Source organism: Streptomyces sp. NPDC050504 (assembly GCF_044458065.1).
In the GTDB taxonomy this organism is placed as follows: Bacteria; Actinomycetota; Actinomycetes; order Streptomycetales; family Streptomycetaceae; genus Streptomyces.
In genome coordinates, this window is the sequence record NZ_JBITHO010000002.1 from 133,240 (window position 1) to 149,524 (window position 16,285).

A 16,285-nucleotide genomic window follows, 5' to 3' on the forward strand; every position below is an offset into this window, starting at 1 on the left:
CACTTCTTCCTTGATGGTCAGGCCCTCGCGGAAGCGCTTCTTCCTTGATGGCCAGGCCCTCGTGCGGGATTGCTGTCCCTGCGAGGGCCGTCGCTTTGCTGTGGGTGGTCGCGGCGAGCATATGCCCGCGAACGGGACGTAAATCCAGCCCAGTTGCCGAATGTCACCCGCGCGAGTGACCGGCCCGGTTCGGAGGGTGCTTCCCCCAGGGGCTAAGGCTTTTGATGTCGCACCGCACCGCGTCGCGGGAACCCACGACGCGGTAAGGGGCGCCTCCTGGAATGCCCGGGGGGCGGGGGCACTCCGGGGTGACGCAAGCACGTCAGCGCATCAGGAAGGTCTTCCGCCGCCAAGGCGTCATCGCGGTGGCGGCCAGTCCGACGAACAGAGCGCCCCCGGCCACGGCCCAACCGAACAGGTCGGCGGCCGGTTTCATCGTCCAGTCCCACCAACTGCCGGGGTACCAGACCAAGAAGAAGGCCGATGCGAGCGGAACGACCCAGCCGAGCTGGTGTCCCAGCAGCCGCACGGACAGCAGGGCGAGACCGAACCAGATCAGGAGGGAGCGGACGAAGACGACTCCGGCCTCCGGGCCGACGGCGAACGCCTCGACGCCGAAGGAAACGGCACAAGCGGCCAGGACCAGTGCCGTGCAGTACGCGGCGCGCACCCGATGCATCGCGGACGCGCCCATGGCGTCGTGCACCGCCATGGGGCCGCCCAGCATCGCGGTGAGGAAGACAGCGGTCAGGAGCGGGAGTTCCTGGCGATAGGGCACACCCGTGGTGACGCCCCCGCTTCCGATGGAAGGCAGCGCGATGCGCGTTCCGCCGAAGACGGCCGAGAGGAGGGCGACGGCGGACACACCGGCCAGGACCGCCGCCCCCCGGTGGACCCGTGCGTAGCGGAGAAGGTCAGAACCGGTCATCGGGCCCGCACCAGGAGGGGTCGCGGAGAAGCCGGTCGCGCTCCCGCGCGAGCCAGGTCCGCTGTTCGGCCGCCGACGTCCGCACGGCCTCGCCCGCCTCGCGCTGGGCTTCGTCGACTCCCGCCATGTGGAGCCCCTTGTCGGCGTCGGCCGGGTCCTGGCCCATGGAGTGGTACTCCAGCCAGAGACGGATGTTGTCCATGGCGGCCCAGGCCGCCTCGTCCTCCCGGGGCGGCCGGCAGCGGCCGATCGACTCGGTGAACACCTGGTCGGCCATGGCGAACGCCGCCGTGCGCACATGGCCTTCGGCGATGTCGAAGCCCCGGTCCCCCCACTTGGTCCGCCGCAGCCCGAACTCGTAGAACTCCTCCGGCGTCTTCATCCAGGGCTGCCCCGACCGGCCCAGGCGCTGGGCCATGCGAGTCAGATCCGGCAGGTACTTGCGGTGCTCGGGCCACACGCACACGCGCGGCGCGCCTTCCTCGGCGCGGTCGCACCGCGGGACGACCGCCGACGCCGGGCGGTCCACACGCAGCTCACCGGCGGCGGGCACCGCGAGCAGCGCCGCGAGGGACACGGCCGCCGCGCCCACGGCGACGAAGCGGACGGACGGCGGGGTGCCCCAGGAGGGCATCCGTTCGGTGTTCCCGCGCAGCGGTGGCGCCGTCACCGCGAGCACCGCGAGCGCACAGGCGAACAGCAGCCGCACGGCGACCGGAACCGGGTCCAGGTGCTGGTCCGGAGGCCCCGCGAGGACGTCGAACCTGAACGGGAGCGCCAGCATGCTGATGAAACAGCCCACCGCGCAGACGACGGGCGTGAAGGCGGCCGACGGCCACCAGCGCCCCGCGAGGTGCCCCACCGAAGCGAAGGCGATCAGGGTCGAGGCCCCGAGCAGGAGGTAGGACGGCCACAGGAAGCCGGGGCCCGCGTCGGTGAAGGAGACGGCCGCGGCGGTCAGGCACCCGATCCCGTACGCCAGGAATCCGAGCGTGAGGGTGGCGGCCAGCCGCGCGGCCTCGATCCGCCAGCCCGGCCTCGCCGCCGCGAGCAGCCCCTCCGGCATGCCCGCACGTGAGGACCGGCCGGCCTGCCAGGCCGAAACGCCCGCGAGGACCGACCCCAGGAAGAGCGTGACGACCTGTGCCGCCACACTGGCTTCGGGCCAGACCCCGATCCAGTACCTGGACCGTCCGAAGAGGACCACGAGGTCCACGGCGACCATCACCGGGAACGCGGTCAGGAGCGGTGAGCGCCGCAGCTCGATCCGGTAGACGTGCATCACGCGGCGCCTTCGCTCAGCGGCTGCCTGCCGAGCACCGTCATGTAGCCACGTTCCAGGGGGCTGTCGCCCGGGGCCGTCGGCGCGGCCAGTTCCGCCAGCTGCCGAGGGGTGCCCCGGTGACACACTCGGCCGTCGTTCAGTACGAGCACGGAGTCGCAAGCCGCGCCCACGTCCTCCACCAGGTGCGTACTGAGCACGACGGCGGCTCCGGCCCCGGCGAGGGAGCGGATCAGCTCGCGGAAGTCGAGGCGCTGCGCCGGGTCGAGGCCGACGGTGGGCTCGTCGAGGAGCAGAAGCGACGGGGAGCCGACGATGGCCGCGGCGATGCCGGCGCGCCGGAGCATGCCGCCGGACAGCGACTTCATGCGGTGCCGGTCCCGGTCGGCGAGACCCACGGCGGCAAGGGCTTCCCGGGTCGCGTGTTCGGCCTTCTTGGCGGGAACCTCGCGCAGCCAGGCGCAGTAGCGGACGAAGTCGACGACGGAGAAGGCCGGGTAGTAGCCGAAGTCCTGCGGGAGGTACCCGATGCGACGGCGGGCTCGGCGGGCTTGCCGTTCATTGGTGACGGGCTCGCCGAACAGCTCCAGCTTTCCGCTCAGCGGCGGGGCGACGGTGGCCAGGGTACGGAAAAGCGTGGTCTTGCCCGCTCCATTGGGCCCCAATAAGCCGGTGACGCCGGGTTCGACGGAAAGATCGAGACCCTCGATGACGCAGCGACCGGCATACCCCTGCGCGAGAGCCGTCAAGCGAGCCACAGGATGATTCGTCATAAATTAAATTTCCCTGAAACACAGGGCGGGCCCGCCGGAACCACGGGCCCGCCCTGCATGGCCGGTCAGTTGTGCACGTCGGTTTTATTGATCTTGAACCTGCACTCGTAGGTGTCGAACTTGCCGATGTAGCCGCTGTACAGCTTGTCGTAGTGCTGCGTGTCGATCTGGGCGTTGCAGTCGTACCCCGTGTAGTACCCGAAATCCGGAAAGTCCGAAGCGTCGTAGCAGTAACCGTGGCCGGACGTGGAGTACCAGTATCCTCGGCACCCCTCGTCCCAGGAAGCCTCGTGGGAAGCGTTCGACAACGGCGCCGCCAGTCCGATCGCCACAGCCGCCAAACCCGAGACGACAGCCCCCTTCACGATCTTCGATCCCGCTATTCGACCTGCCGCGAAACTCACCTAGATCCCCCCTAGGAATAGAATTTCGGAGATCAATAAGCCATCCCCAGCCTGCGAATCGCGACGCTAGCACGCACCGCAAAAGCGGAGCGCAGGAATAAGTCGGGTCAGGGAATGTTGACCGGATCCGGGCAGCTTCTGGCCGCATCTGCGGGGCTGTTCGACCCCGGTGCGAACGGGCTCTGCCAGGGGCTCGGGGAACTTGCCCGCCGCAGGCGAAACGGCGTCTTCGGGCAACGGGGTCCCCGGTGGGCGGGAACCCCGATGCCCCCGCCTCAGCGGATCTCGGTCACGAACACCGAACGCAGCAGCAACCGGTCCGACGCGGGCCGCCCGTGCGGACGGAGCGTCCAGGAGTCCCCCGTGCAGTCGGGCTCCGTGAACACGATCACCCACGAGTCCGTGTCGTTGTGCGGAGCGAACGCGGGCGACGAGGACCCGGGATCCGCGACCTCGGGGATCGTGACGCAGCCCGGCCCGGCCGGATCGTGGACGGTCGCCGACTGCGGCGATCCGTCGAGGCCGACGAACTTGTACGAGAAGTCACCGGTGGCGGCACTCGCGGAGGTCGGCAGGGTGACGACCAGGGCGAGCGCGCCGAGAGCCGCGGCGACGGTGTGACGAAGACGCATGAAGACCTTCCGGTAAGGGGCCTGGCGGCCCGTGAACGCGCCAGCCACCTGCTCCGCGGCCACCCCCGCCATGCGCGGGGTCACCCGCACGGGGCCGCCGAATCGATCCCCCATGGGCCATACGGGCGACGACGCCGCACGCGTCGCCCAAGGGGACGCACACCTTGAGCGGCGGGATCGGGTGCGACACCAAGAACCGCCCCGGCCCCCGGGCCCGGGCCGACCCGGGCCGAGGCGTCCGCCGAACAAGTGAATTGCGGTATTGCCCGAGGAATCAGGGCGAGGCAAAGCATATGACCGACTTGTCCGCAATATACGTTGCGCACGTTCCGTAACGTGTGCGCGCCCTCCAGGTAGGAAAGTGGCGTGCCGGGCCCACAGGGGTGACCCGTGTCCTTGCTCGCCAGACTCCGACCACCAGGCCTCAGGCCAAGACCGCCAGGGCGGCGGCTGCCGCTGCGGCGGGGGCTCGCGGCGGTCGCCGCGACGCTCGCCGTGGTGGCGACCGCCGTCCCCGGTGTCGCGTACGAGCAGCCGAGCGGCAGCGGCACCGGCGTCACCGGGCTGAACGGCGTGCGGCACATCCCCTATCCCTCGGGGATGCAGCTGTCCACGTCGGTCAACGGGAACCAGGAGGTGCAGGAGGGCCTGACCCTCAGCACCATCGGGGAGCCCAGGGCCGCGCACTACGACCCGCAGATCGACCCCGCCAGGGGGTACGCGATCAAGGTGCAGTCGCTGCCCCAGCAGAACTGCGCGGCTAACTCGGTCTGCTTCTCGGGCAACCTGTTCGTCCGGTTCAAGCACCCGGTGCACGACCCCGTGCTGAACTTCGCGGGGATCGGGGCGAACACCGGGGGCGAAGCGGACCCCGGCACCTCCGTGCGCCTCACCCTCCTGGACGGCGACGGGGGCGCCACGCTGCGCCCGGCCAGCGCGGGCGCCACGCTGCGGGTCGACGGACAGACCGTCAGGCCGCTGAGCAACACCTCGCAGTTCAACTGCTCGAACGCGAACGCGGCGCTGCGCGCGGGCTGCGGCAGCGTCCCGGTGCGCGGCGACGTCAGCACGATGGTCTTCCGGGTCGACTTCGTCACGCAGGGCCGGGCCGTCAACGCGGCGTCGGGCAGCGCGGGCGCCGACGCCTGGGCCCTGTCGGCGATGATCCGCGACGACTGCTCCAACGCGCCCTCCTCGTACGGCAACGCCAGCCACGTCGTCAGCGACCTGGCGCTCGGCCCCGACGTCACCGAGGACAACCAGAACACCGCGCTCACGGCGGCGTGCCGCCGCGAGGACGACGAGAACGACATGGACCCGGACTTCCCCGAGCTGCACACGGAGATGTCCGGGCAGACCTACTCGGTGACGGTCCCGGTCAGGGGCGTCTCGAAGCAGGCGTACGCCGCCGCGTGGCTCGACGTCACGGGCGACGGGTCCTTCTCGGACGCCCGGCGCGCGGTCGCGGACGTCGCCCCGGGCGCGGACAGCGTCACGTTCACCTGGACGCTCCCCGAGGGGATCAAGCCGGGGAACACCTGGACCCGCTTCCGCCTCGGCTACACCGCCGACCAGGTGCGCTCCGCGACCGGCATGGCAGACTCCGGCGAGGTCGAGGACTGGCCGCTGCGGGTCGTCGGCCCGCCCGCGCTGTCGCTGAAGAAGTCGGCCTCGCCGCAGACCGTCGCCAAGGCCGGCGAGAAGGTCACGTACTCCTTCGAGGTCACCAACACGGGCGACGTGCCCGTACGGGACGTGAAGGTCGACGAGGGCACGTTCACCGGCACGGGCACCGCGCCGCAGGCCACCTGCCCGGCGGGGACGCTGGAGCCGGGCGACTCGGTGACCTGCACCGCGGAGTACACCGTGACGCAGGCCGACGCGGACGCCGGGTCGGTCAGGAACACCGCGACCGCCACCGGTACCCCGCCCCCGGGCCGTACGCCCCCGGTCTCCGACGAGTCGACCACTACCGTGACGGCCGACCCCGACCCGTCCCTGACGCTGCGCAAGAGCGCCTCGGAGACGGACGAGCTGACGGTCGGCCAGACCGTCACGTACTCCTTCGAGATCACCAACACCGGCAACGTCACGCTCACCGACGTCGGCGTCAGCGACCACGAGTTCTCCGGCAGTGGCGGCGCACCCGACGTCACCTGCCCGGACGCGGCGCGCTCGCTGGCGCCCGGCGCGAAGGTCACCTGCACCGCGGAGTACACCGTGACGCAGGCCGACGCGGACGCGGGCAGCATCGACAACAAGGCGACCGCTTCGGGCACCCCGCCCGGCGGCGGCACGCCGGTCGAGTCGCCGCCGTCCAGCACGCGCGTGCCGTTCGACCCCAAGCCCTCCCTCGAAGTCGAGAAGGAGGCCGACAAGAAGACGCTGGTCGCGGGCGAGACCGTGACGTACACCTTCACGGTCACCAACACCGGCAACGTCACGCTGAGCGAAGTCACCGTCAGCGAGGGCGAGTTCAGCGGGTCCGGGAAGATGTCCGCGATCGACTGCCCCGACGGCGCCCCGCTCGCGCCCGGCGCGCAGCTGAAGTGCACGGCGACGTACGTGGTGACGCAGGCGGACGTGGACGCCGGGCGGGTCGACAACTCCGCGACCGCGACCGGCACGCCGCCCTCGGGCCCGCCGGTCGGCAGCCCGCCGGGCACGACCACGGTGCCGGGCGACCCGGACCCGTCGCTGAGCATCGTGAAGTCCTCGGACAAGGAGGAGCTGGTCGTCGGCGAGACGATCACGTACTCCTTCACGGTCACCAACACGGGCAACGTCACGCTCACCGACGTCACGGTCGACGAGGGCGAGTTCAACGGGTCGGGCACGATGTCGGAGCCCGTCTGCCCGGACGGGGCGAAGTCGCTCGCGCCCGGCGACCAGGTGGTGTGCACCGCGACGTACACGGTGACGCAGGCCGACGCCGACCGGGGCACGCTGCGCAACACCGCGACCGCGACGGGCACCCCGCCGGGCGGCACCCCGCCGGTGACGTCGCCGCCCACCTCCGTGCAGGTGCCGCACGACTCGCGGCCCGCGCTGAGCATGACCAAGGAGGCCGCTCCCGACACCGTGCACGAGGTCGGTGACGTCGTCACCTACACGTTCACGATCACCAACACGGGCAACGTGACCGTGCGGGACGTCCGGCCCGCCGAGGGCGCGTTCTCCGGCACCGGCGAGCTCTCCCCGATCAGCTGCGGGGACGAGGCGGCCGCGCTCGAACCCGGTGAGCGGGTGCACTGCACGGCGACGTACGTGCTGACGCAGGCGGACGTCGACGCGGGGAAGGTGACGAACACCGCGACCGCCACGGGCACCCCGCCCAGCGGCCCGCCGGTCGGCTCGCCGCCGGTCTCCACCGAGGTGGACGTGCCGCCCGCGCCGGGCCTGGACCTCGCCAAGAGCGCCGAGTCCTCGAACGAGAACAAGCTGGTCGCCGGGGAGACGGTCACGTACTCCTTCCTCCTCACCAACACCGGCAACGTCACGCTGGACGACCTGTCGGTCGACGAGGGCGAGTTCAGCGGTACGGGGAAGATGTCCCCGGTCGACTGCCCGGTGACGAAGCTGGCCGCGGGCGCCACGACGACCTGCACCGCGACGTACGTCGTGACGCAGGCCGACGTCGACAGCGGCTCGCTCACCAACACCGCGACCGCCACCGGTACGCCGCCGGGCGGCGCGCCGCCGGTGACCTCGCCGCCGGCCGACGCCCGGGTGCCCGCGCGGCACGCGCCGGGCCTGAAGCTGGCGAAGAGCGCGAGCACCGACCGGGCGACCAGGGCGGGGCAGGTCATCACCTACACCTTCACGGTCACCAACACCGGGAACGTCAGCCTCCGCGACATCGCGGTCAAGGAGGGCGAGTTCAACGGCCACGGGAAGCTCGGGCCCGTCGAGTGCCCCGCGACCGGGTCGCTGGCGCCCGGCGGGAGCGTCGACTGCACGGCGGCGTACACGGTCGTCGCGGCCGACCTGACCGGCAAGCCGCTGCGGAACACCGCGACGGCGAGCGGGACGGGCCCCGGCGGCGAGCCGGTGGTGTCGGAGCCGGGCAGGGCGACGGTGGACACCGAGCCCGAGCCCGTGCCGCCGCCGGTCGGGCAGCCGGGCCCCGGCCCGAAGCTGCCCGAGACCGGGACGCTCGACGGGACGGTCCTCACGGCCTACGCGGCGGCGATGCTCGCGGCGGGCGGGCTGGTCCTGCTCTTCGCGAAGAGGCGGAGGGCCCGGAGGTAGGCGCGTGACGCGCGGCTCGTGAGAGCCCGCGTTTTGACGGAACGTCTTGACGGAACGGCATGACGGAACGGCTCGGGCCCCCGCCTGGTGGTGGGGGCCCGAGCCGTTTCCGCGTGCGCTACCCGAGGCCGTCGGTGCGGGGCGCCGCGCGGCGGCGGGCCGTTGCGCGGCGGCGGCGCAGGGCGCGGGTGACGGCCAGCGCGGGCGGGGTGAGGAGGCCCCAGGCCGCGAGGACCGCCCACGGGCCCGGCCGGTCGGGCCCGACGAGACCCGCGGCGGCCGCGCCGACGAAGCCCGCGACGATGACGCAGCCCACCGCGACGGACGCGTGGACCAGTCCCTCGACGAGGGCGTGCCCGCCGCCCCGGCGCGCACGGACCAGGACGCAGCCCGCGAAGAAGAGGTACGCGGCGGCCACGGCGACGAAGAGGGCGAACCCGGTGGTGAAGTCCGCCTCGCCGTCGGGGGTTTCGGCGCTGACCTGCGTCACGCCGCCCCGGGAGACGGCCGTCGGGTAGTCGCGCCACAGCGTGACGGTGACGCTGTCGCCCGGGTCCAGGCCGCCGAGGAGCGGCTCGTCGTCGCCGAGGGAGACCTTCTCCGGCAGGGGCTCGCGGCCCTTGAGCCCGAGGGTGTACTCGCTGTACCGGCCGCCCTTGACGACCGTGCCGGTGACCTCGGCGTGGATCTCGTACAGACAGTCGCTGTCGGCCCCGCCGCGCACGTGCGGGGGGCAGGGCTCGGCGGAGGCGTAGGCGCGCTCGACGCGGAGGCTCGCGGGGACCTCGGCGGCGAGTCCGACCGCGCCGGTCGCCAGGACGAGGCCGACGAGCCAGCAGCAGACGGCGCCCGCCACGCGCACGGCCCGCTCCACGAGCCCACCCCCATCTCCCACGGAACTCACCAGAACTCCGGTGAAAGGAAAGGGAATTATCTCGCGCCGGGCTTGCCTCCGGGGCAAACAAAAGGCCCGAGAGAGCCGGGACCTAGGTCCCCAACCAGGTCAAACACCCCCAGAAAATGCCATGGAAAATCATCTGCTTTACTCCTGCTATACCTTTTCTCCCCTCTGTCGCTGCCGCCTGCCCCGGAATCCCTCCATGCCCTCGCACCGCCGCTCCGCCCCCATAGCCCGCCTGACCCGCCAACTGCTGTGCGGGGCGACCCTGGCCGCGTGCCTGAGCGCGGGGACGGTGCTGGGCACCGCGCCGCTCGCCGACCGCGCGGAGGCCGGGGAGCCGGGAACGGGCGGCGACCAGTCCGCGCCGCGCGGCAACGCGGCGAAGCCCGGGTACACCACGCCGCTGCCCCCGCTGGCGGTGCCGGTCCCCGGCACGGCGGGCACGGACGCGGGCACGGACGCGGGCGGTACGGGCATACCGGCGACCGCCCTGGACGCGTACCGCAGGGCGGGCGAGGCGGTCACCGCGTCGCTCCCCGGCTGCCGCCTCCCGTGGGAGCTGGTCGCGGGCATCGGCAAGGTGGAGTCGCAGCACGCGGGCGGCTACGGCCTGCGGCCCGACGGCACGACCGCCCAGCCGATCCGGGGTCCGCGCCTGGACGGCGCCGGGTTCGCGCTGATCCGGGACACGGACGGGGGCCGCTGGGACGGCGACACGGAGTACGACAGGGCGGTGGGCCCGATGCAGTTCATCCCGTCGACCTGGGCCACCGCGGGCGCGGACGGCGACGGCGACGGGGTGCGCGACCCCAACAACATCTACGACGCGGCGCTCGCGACGGGCCTGTACCTGTGCGCGGCCGACCGGGACCTGTCGCGGGCGGCGGACCTGGACGCGGCGGTGCTGAGCTACAACCGCTCGCGGGAGTACGTGAACACGGTGCTGGGGTGGATGCGCACGTACCAGGGCGCGCCGGTGGCCGAGCTGCCCAACGGGCCCGAGACGCCGCGGACTTCGACGCCCCTGCCTCCGGCGCCGCTCCCGGTCCCCGTACCGGAGGTGACGCCCCCGCCGGCCCCGAAGCCCACGGTGCCGCCGCAGAAGCCGAAGCCCGTGCCGCCCCCGAAGCCGACCCCAACCCCGACCCCGACCCCTGAGCCCAAGCCGACGCCCGAGCCGACGCCCAAGCCGACCCCTCCCCCGACCCCCTCCCCCACGCTCACCCGGATCGGCCCCGCCGAACTGGCCCCGGCCCGGACGGGCGAGGAGTTCGCGGACCGGCCGAAGGTCAGGGTCGGGGGCGAGAAGCGCTGGGTGCGTTACGAGGTGAAGGGCGCGGGCTTCCCGGGAGGACGTACGGCGATCACGGTCGAGGCGTCCCCGGACGGCACGGCGACCGCGCCCCGGCTGACGGCGTCCGGCACCCCGGGCGAGGTCCGGGTGCGGGCCACGCTCCTGAACACCACGGCCCCGCCGGTCGTGTTCACCTCGCGCGTCACGCCGCACGCGGACGAACTGACGGCCCCCGACGCGCCGGTCCTGGCGGCGGAGGCGGGCGCGGAATTCACCGGCGAGGTCCGCGTGCGCGCGACGCTGAAGGGCGCCCCGGCGGCGGGAGTGCTCCTGACGGCGACGTTCGAGGGCCCGGACGGCCCGGTGCCGAACGGCCCCCGCTTCGCGCCGCCCCTCCCGGGCCCGCTGCTCACGGACGAGAAGGGCACCCTGAAGCTCCCCGCCCTCCAGGCGGGCCCCGCCCCTGGCACGTACACCCTCCGCCTGACGACCCCGGACGGCCTGGCCCTCACCCTGCCCCTGACCGTCCGCTGACCGTCCGCCGCTCGTCCCCGACGGGCTACTCCCCGGCGAAGACCTCGTCGGCGGTGGCGGCGGTGACGGCCCGGTCGAACCACTCGCCGAGGACGTCGAGGTCGGCGCAGGACATGACGCGCTCGCGCTGCTCGTCGGATACGTCGATGCCGCGCCGGTCGAGAAGCCGCAGGACGTCCTCGGCACGGCCCTCCACTCGCCCCTCCGAACGGGCCTCCGAACGGGCTTCCTGCCAGATCTCGGACGTGTAGAAGGACAGGTCCACGGCCATCAGATTCCTCCACTGGTGGGCGGCCGGGAGCTTTCCCAGCCCTTGTGCGGTGAATTCGGCTAGGGGGTACGAGATGTTGTCGGGCAGCTTGCGCAGGGCGGTGGAGAGTGCTTTCAGTATGGCACCGACCTGCGGATCCCTGGCGTGGGTCATCGCCGCCAGGGTGGCCATGACGAGGTTCTCCCCGGCCTGCTCCGGGTCGGTGATCACGGGCATGTTGTGGGGCCCCGCGACCAGCGGGTACAGCGTCATGGTGCGCCAGGGGCGGGGCCCGAGCCGCACCGGCCTGGCGGCCCACTCGGCGGTGGCGCGGTCCTGGCAGACGACCAGCAGGACGGCGGGCAGCTCGTACTTCGCATGCAGGTACGCGATGTAGTAGGCCCAGTTCACGGGTTTGTCGTGGGCCTTCCTGCCCTGTGATTCGACGGCGAGGAGGAAGGGCTCGTCCGCCTCGGTCTCGATCCGTAACAGCGTGTCGACGCGCCGCTCGACCGGCCTGGCCTCGGTGAGGTCGGGCGAGAGGACGGTCGCCGACGTGACGGCGGGAAAGTCGAGGCCGAGGGTGCGGGAGACCTGGGTGAACACCTCCGGGTACTCCTGGAAGATGCGGTGCAGGGCCTCGTGGGGAGCGCTGACCATGGGTGGTGACCGTTCTGTGAGCCGACGGCGAAGGCATGCGCCTTGGTAATTGCCGGGAGCATATGCCTCCCCATGGGGCCGAAACCTAGCCCAATTGGAGTACTTCACCTGTTCGGGTGATAAGCGGCAGAAGGGTGGCGGTCGGTTCTGTTGCGGATTCCGTAGGCGTGACGGGTTCCTGGCACTGCGCCGCGTACGGGTCAGGTCGCCGTGACCGTGCCGTCCGCCAGGCCGTCGTACAGGCCCTGGGCCAGCTGTTCGCCCAGGCTGCCCACCTCGCGCAGGGCCTCCTCGAAGGAGGTGATCGCGCGGAACCGTTCGCCGTACGCGCGCTGCTGTTCCAGCGGGAGGCGCGGGAGGCGCAGGCGGCGGACGTCCAGGCGGGCGGCCGTTGAGGCGTAGCTGCTGGCCCGGCGGCGGTTGGCCGTGGAGCGCAGGAAGCCCGCGAGGAACCACGCGTCCAGTTCGGCCGGTTCGGGGCGGAGCAGCGTCAGGCCGCGGCCGAGCGCCGCGCCCGCCGTGGCGTCGTCGACGACGAGGGCGACGGCGCGCCCGCCGAGCACCGGCACGACGACGTCGCCCGGCGCGGTCAGGACGGGCTCCTCGGGCGGGCCTTCGGGGAGCGTGCCCGTCGGGGAGCGGCCCGCGAGGACGTCCAGGTCGGTGAGGACGGGGTGGGCGCCCGTGCCCGCGCCCCCCGAGTGCAGCGTGAGGGCGCCCGCGCGGGCCAGCTCGCCGAGCGTGGTGAGCGGGAGGGTGCGGCGCGCGGACCCCGGGGGCGGGGCCGCGGGGGTCAGCCGGGCGGTCTCGCGGAGCGTCTCGGACAGGAGGCCGTGCACCCGCGCGAGGTCCGGCGCGCCGTCGCCCGTCGCGGCGGGCGGCAGGTGGCGGGCCGGGGTCAGGTCCACGTCGTCGTCGAGGAGTTCGACGACCGGGATGGTGCGGCTCACGCCGGGGCGGTCGGTCGCCGGGTCGCGCCAGGCGTCCAGGACGGCCTTCTGTACGGCGGGCCAGTCGCCCCTGGCCGCCTTGCCCGCCTTGGCTGTCTTGGCCGTCTTGCTCGTCCTGCTCGCCTTGCCCGTCTTGCCGATGGACTGCGGTGCGCCCGTCCCGGACGGTGCGGCGGTGGCCGCGGCCGCGTCGACCAGGAGGAGGCCGGGGGCGGCGTCCGGCTCGGCTTCGGGTGCGTCCGCGGGTGCGGTGCCGGAGCGGGGTCCGGGCGTGGTGCCGAAGTGGGATCCCGGCTTGGCTCCCGGCTTGCGGAGGACCCAGAGGTGGAGCGGGATGCCGTACGGCGGCGCGGCGCCGGGCGGCAGCGCGATCACCGCGCGCAGGGCGCCCTTGCGGAGCAGGTCGGCGCGGATCCGGCGGCCCGAACGGCGGGACGCGGCGGCCGGGGGCATCAGGAGCACGGCGGTGCCGCCCTCGCGGAGGCGGGCGAGGGCGTGCTGGGCCCACGCCAGCTCGGACTCCGTACGGGCGGGGAAGCCGTACTCCCACCGGGAGTCGTAGGCCAGCTCGTCGTGGCCCCAGTCGCGCTCGTTGAAGGGCGGGTGACAGAGGACGACGTCGGCGGTGAGGCCGGGGTGCGCGTCGGCGCGCAGGGTGTCGGCGGCGGCCACCCGGACGTCGGCGCAGGAGCGCAGGGCGAGCCGGAGTGCGGCGAGTGCGGCGAGGCCGGGGTCGGAGTCCTGGCCGTACACGGCGGTGGGGGGCGCGTCGGCGGGAGCCGAGACGGCGGCGTGCAGCAGGGCGCCGGTGCCGCAGGCCGGGTCCAGGACGGTCGCCGCGGGGCCCGCGATGGCGGCCATCAGCGCGGCGGGGCCCGGCGGAGTGAGCGTGTACTGACGGGGGTTCGCGTCGAGGTGGCGGCCGAGCAGGAACTCGAAGGCCTGCCGCACCCCCGTCTCGGCGGCCAGCTCGACGGCCGAGCGCAACAGCGGCGCCGAGGGCAGGAGCTGCTCTGGGTCCGGGGTGCGGACGGCGCGCCCGGGTCCCGGCGGGCCGAGCCTCGGAGCGAGTACGGCTTCGAGGGCGGCGGGCAGCATCCGCGACAGCCGCACGTCGGACGAGGCGCCCGGCTCCAGCCATTCGGCGGGCCGTTCCCTGAGCAGCAGCAGGGCGCAGCCCGCGTGGACCAGGGCGGTGAGCGACCCTGCGGGGTGGTCGGCGACCTGCTGCCAGGCGCGTTCGCGCAGCGGCACCTCGGCGAGCTTGCCCTGGCGGCGCAGCCACTCCTCGACCTCCGCGAGCGCGAAGGCCGGGCTGGTCTCGGTGCCGCCCACGGGCTTGGGGAAGTCGGCGTGACGCCGCCGCCAGTTGCTGACCGCGGCGCGCCCGACGCCCGCGAGGCGGGCGATTCCCGCGGCGGTGACCTCCCCGGCGTCCCGCACCCTCCCCGACACCTGGCCGTCTCCCTCGCCGCGCGCCCTGTGTGTGCCGCTGATCATAGCCACCGGGTTGGTCGACCGGATCCCCGTGAGCGATGTTGACTCGGTTCACAGCCCCCGTCGCCATTGACCCGCCGCCGCGGTGTTCCTTCCGCGGGATCGGCTCACAGTCCCCGCGTCGCGGCTCCCGGTGGACGGGTGTTCAGATGCGGTGGCGGACCCAGACGTTCGGTTCCACGTAGACCGCGTGGCCCTGCTGTGCGTCGCAGTGGACCGGGACCAGGGCGCCCTCGACCTCGACGTCGCCGGTCTCGTCGAACGGGAGGTCCGTCCAGGCGCGCCACTGGGCCAGGGAGCCCGTGACCGTCATCGACGCCGGGGCCACCGCTTCGATCACGCCGCCCGCGCGGACGTGGACGCGCAGCCACGGGTCGTGCGGGAGGCCGTCCTGCGGGCGGGTCCTGAAGGCGTACTCCTCGATCGGGGTGCGCGGCTCCAGGTGCTTGGCGCTGGGGCGGACCGGGGCCACCAGCTCCGCGTGCCCGCACCGCGCCGCGTTCTCGCGCATCGCGGCGAGCATCAGGCCCGACAGCCCCTCGCCCTGGCGCGCGGTCGAGACCGCGACCTCCACCGCGCTCACCGTGTCCGGCTTCCGCCCGCGCCGCAGGTCCGAGAAGGCCCACAGGACCGCCTGGTCCCAGCCCAGTGCGGGCAGCCCGCCCCGGTCGTCGGCGTTCAGCAGGAACGGCACGGACAGGCCCCGCGCGATCACCGCCCCGCTCTCGTCGTCCGTCGCAACCAGGACGTACTCCGGGAACTCCGCGGGGATCCGCATGTAGTGCGCCCAGCTGACGAGGTCCTCCTGGACGAACCCCGGCCAGCTGTCCGGGAAGTCCCAGAGGCGCCCGGCGAGCTCCGGCCGTTCGGCCACGGTGGTGATGGTGATGGTGGTGGTGCTGTTCATGCGCGCAGGCTAAGTCCCCGCACACGAACCGACCAGCGAATATCTACTGCCAGTACGGGCGGCCCGCCCGCTCGGCGCACCTCAGCTCCGCGCCCTGCGCGTCCCTCGTCGTCCGCCCCAGGCGCGCCTTCCCGCAGAGCTGCCCCCGCTGGTAGTGGTTGCCCGACGGGGTCAGGAGGACGTCCGCGTGCGCGTCCCGGCCCGGCTCGCGCTCCCCCGGTTCCGTCGGCGCGTACCTCTGCGGCGCCCGCGTCGGGTTCCCGCCCGACGGGAGCGCCTCCTGCGCGCAGCCGCCCAGCACCCGCTTCATCGCGGCCCGTTCGCCGCTCGTGACCCACACGCCGTACTTCTTCTTCACGGCCACCTGCCGCGCCACGTACGCACAGCGGTACGGCTTGTACGGCGGCAGCCACGTCGCCGCGTCCGCGTCGCCCTTCGCGCGGTTCGCCGGCCCGTCGACGGCCAGCAGGTTCAGCGGGTCGTTGGCGAACGCCACCCTCTTGCGCCCGTCCCACTGCCGCGCGCCCTTCTGCCAGGCGTCCGAGAGCGCGACCACGTGGTCGATGTCGATCGTGGAGCGCATCCGCTCGAAGGGGATGCGCCTGCCCGTGTACGGGTCCTTCGCCAGCGTCCCCGTCGCGACCTTGCAGTCGCCGCCCTTGAACGCGGTCTCCGTCAGGTCGCGCTTCAGGATGTCGTCGCGGGTGCGGCAGCCGTTGGAGTCCGTGTCGGCCCACGCCTTGCCGAAACGTTCCCGCTCGTAGCCGGTCCTGGGCGCCCTGCCCTTCACCGCGAGCGTGTCGACCGCCGCCAGCGCCGAGCCGTCCGGCCGCGACGCGGGGCCCGCGCCCGAGCCGTCCGGCCGCGCCCCCGGGTCGGCCCCGGCCCCCGGACCGGACTCCGGGGAGCAGCCCGTCAGCGCCAGCACCCCGGCGAGCGCCGCCAGGGGAAGGGCCGTACGGAGCTTGAGGACCGTTCCTGCCACGGTGACGTCTCCTGGGGTGCCGGGGGCGGGGACCCCG

The 16,285-nt window shown here is 73.3% G+C and carries 11 protein-coding genes and 1 pseudogene; 2 read left to right on the forward strand and 10 right to left on the reverse strand.

Annotated elements, in window-relative coordinates; genetic code table 11:
- Window positions 1-322: 322 nt before the first annotated feature.
- The 5 genes from ACIBNE_RS06525 to ACIBNE_RS06545 form a co-directional block, all read right to left on the reverse strand.
- Window positions 323-928, reverse strand: a complete 606-nt coding sequence (locus ACIBNE_RS06525; protein WP_399270322.1) for a hypothetical protein — start codon at window positions 926-928, stop codon at window positions 323-325.
- Window positions 915-2,210 (reverse strand): ABC transporter permease, encoded by a 1,296-nt coding sequence (locus ACIBNE_RS06530; RefSeq protein WP_399270324.1) that lies wholly within the window; start codon window positions 2,208-2,210, stop codon window positions 915-917. Before ACIBNE_RS06530 ends, ACIBNE_RS06525 begins: the two co-directional genes overlap by 14 nt.
- Window positions 2,210-2,959, reverse strand: coding sequence for an ATP-binding cassette domain-containing protein (locus tag ACIBNE_RS06535; protein WP_399270326.1), 750 nt, complete (start codon window positions 2,957-2,959; stop codon window positions 2,210-2,212). Before ACIBNE_RS06535 ends, ACIBNE_RS06530 begins: the two co-directional genes overlap by 1 nt.
- Before the next feature lie 89 nt (window positions 2,960-3,048).
- Window positions 3,049-3,387, reverse strand: a complete 339-nt coding sequence (locus ACIBNE_RS06540; RefSeq protein WP_399270328.1) for a hypothetical protein — start codon at window positions 3,385-3,387, stop codon at window positions 3,049-3,051.
- A gap of 275 nt (window positions 3,388-3,662) precedes the next feature.
- Window positions 3,663-4,133 carry a hypothetical protein gene (locus ACIBNE_RS06545; protein ID WP_399270330.1) on the reverse strand — a complete coding sequence of 157 codons (471 nt, stop codon included), beginning with the start codon at window positions 4,131-4,133 and terminating at the stop codon, window positions 3,663-3,665.
- Between the two features lie 282 nt (window positions 4,134-4,415).
- On the opposite strand from ACIBNE_RS06545, the gene ACIBNE_RS06550 reads away from it, so the two are divergent.
- Window positions 4,416-8,270, forward strand: a complete 3,855-nt coding sequence (locus ACIBNE_RS06550; RefSeq protein ID WP_399270332.1) for a GEVED domain-containing protein — start codon at window positions 4,416-4,418, stop codon at window positions 8,268-8,270.
- A gap of 118 nt (window positions 8,271-8,388) precedes the next feature.
- Here the strand turns inward: ACIBNE_RS06550 and ACIBNE_RS06555 are convergent, their stop codons facing one another.
- Window positions 8,389-9,165 (reverse strand): hypothetical protein, encoded by a 777-nt coding sequence (locus tag ACIBNE_RS06555; protein WP_399270334.1) that lies wholly within the window; start codon window positions 9,163-9,165, stop codon window positions 8,389-8,391.
- A 205-nt stretch (window positions 9,166-9,370) separates the two neighbouring features.
- On the opposite strand from ACIBNE_RS06555, the gene ACIBNE_RS06560 reads away from it, so the two are divergent.
- Window positions 9,371-10,999, forward strand: coding sequence for a lytic transglycosylase domain-containing protein (locus tag ACIBNE_RS06560; RefSeq protein ID WP_399270336.1), 1,629 nt, complete (start codon window positions 9,371-9,373; stop codon window positions 10,997-10,999).
- Window positions 11,000-11,024: 25 nt separating this feature from the next.
- Here ACIBNE_RS06560 and ACIBNE_RS06565 read toward each other — a convergent pair whose 3' ends face one another.
- From ACIBNE_RS06565 to ACIBNE_RS06580, 4 genes and pseudogenes are all read right to left on the reverse strand, one after another.
- Window positions 11,025-11,909, reverse strand: coding sequence for a hypothetical protein (locus tag ACIBNE_RS06565; protein WP_399270338.1), 885 nt, complete (start codon window positions 11,907-11,909; stop codon window positions 11,025-11,027).
- A 200-nt stretch (window positions 11,910-12,109) separates the two neighbouring features.
- On the reverse strand, window positions 12,110-14,359 hold the full coding sequence (locus tag ACIBNE_RS06570; protein ID WP_399270339.1) for an N-6 DNA methylase: 2,250 nt from the start codon (window positions 14,357-14,359) through the stop codon (window positions 12,110-12,112).
- Window positions 14,360-14,501: 142 nt separating this feature from the next.
- Window positions 14,502-15,263 (reverse strand): N-acetyltransferase, encoded by a 762-nt coding sequence (locus tag ACIBNE_RS06575; protein WP_399270340.1) that lies wholly within the window; start codon window positions 15,261-15,263, stop codon window positions 14,502-14,504.
- Window positions 15,264-15,495: 232 nt separating this feature from the next.
- Window positions 15,496-16,248, reverse strand: a pseudogene (locus tag ACIBNE_RS06580) (HNH endonuclease family protein); the annotation flags it as partial.
- Window positions 16,249-16,285: the final 37 nt, after the last annotated feature.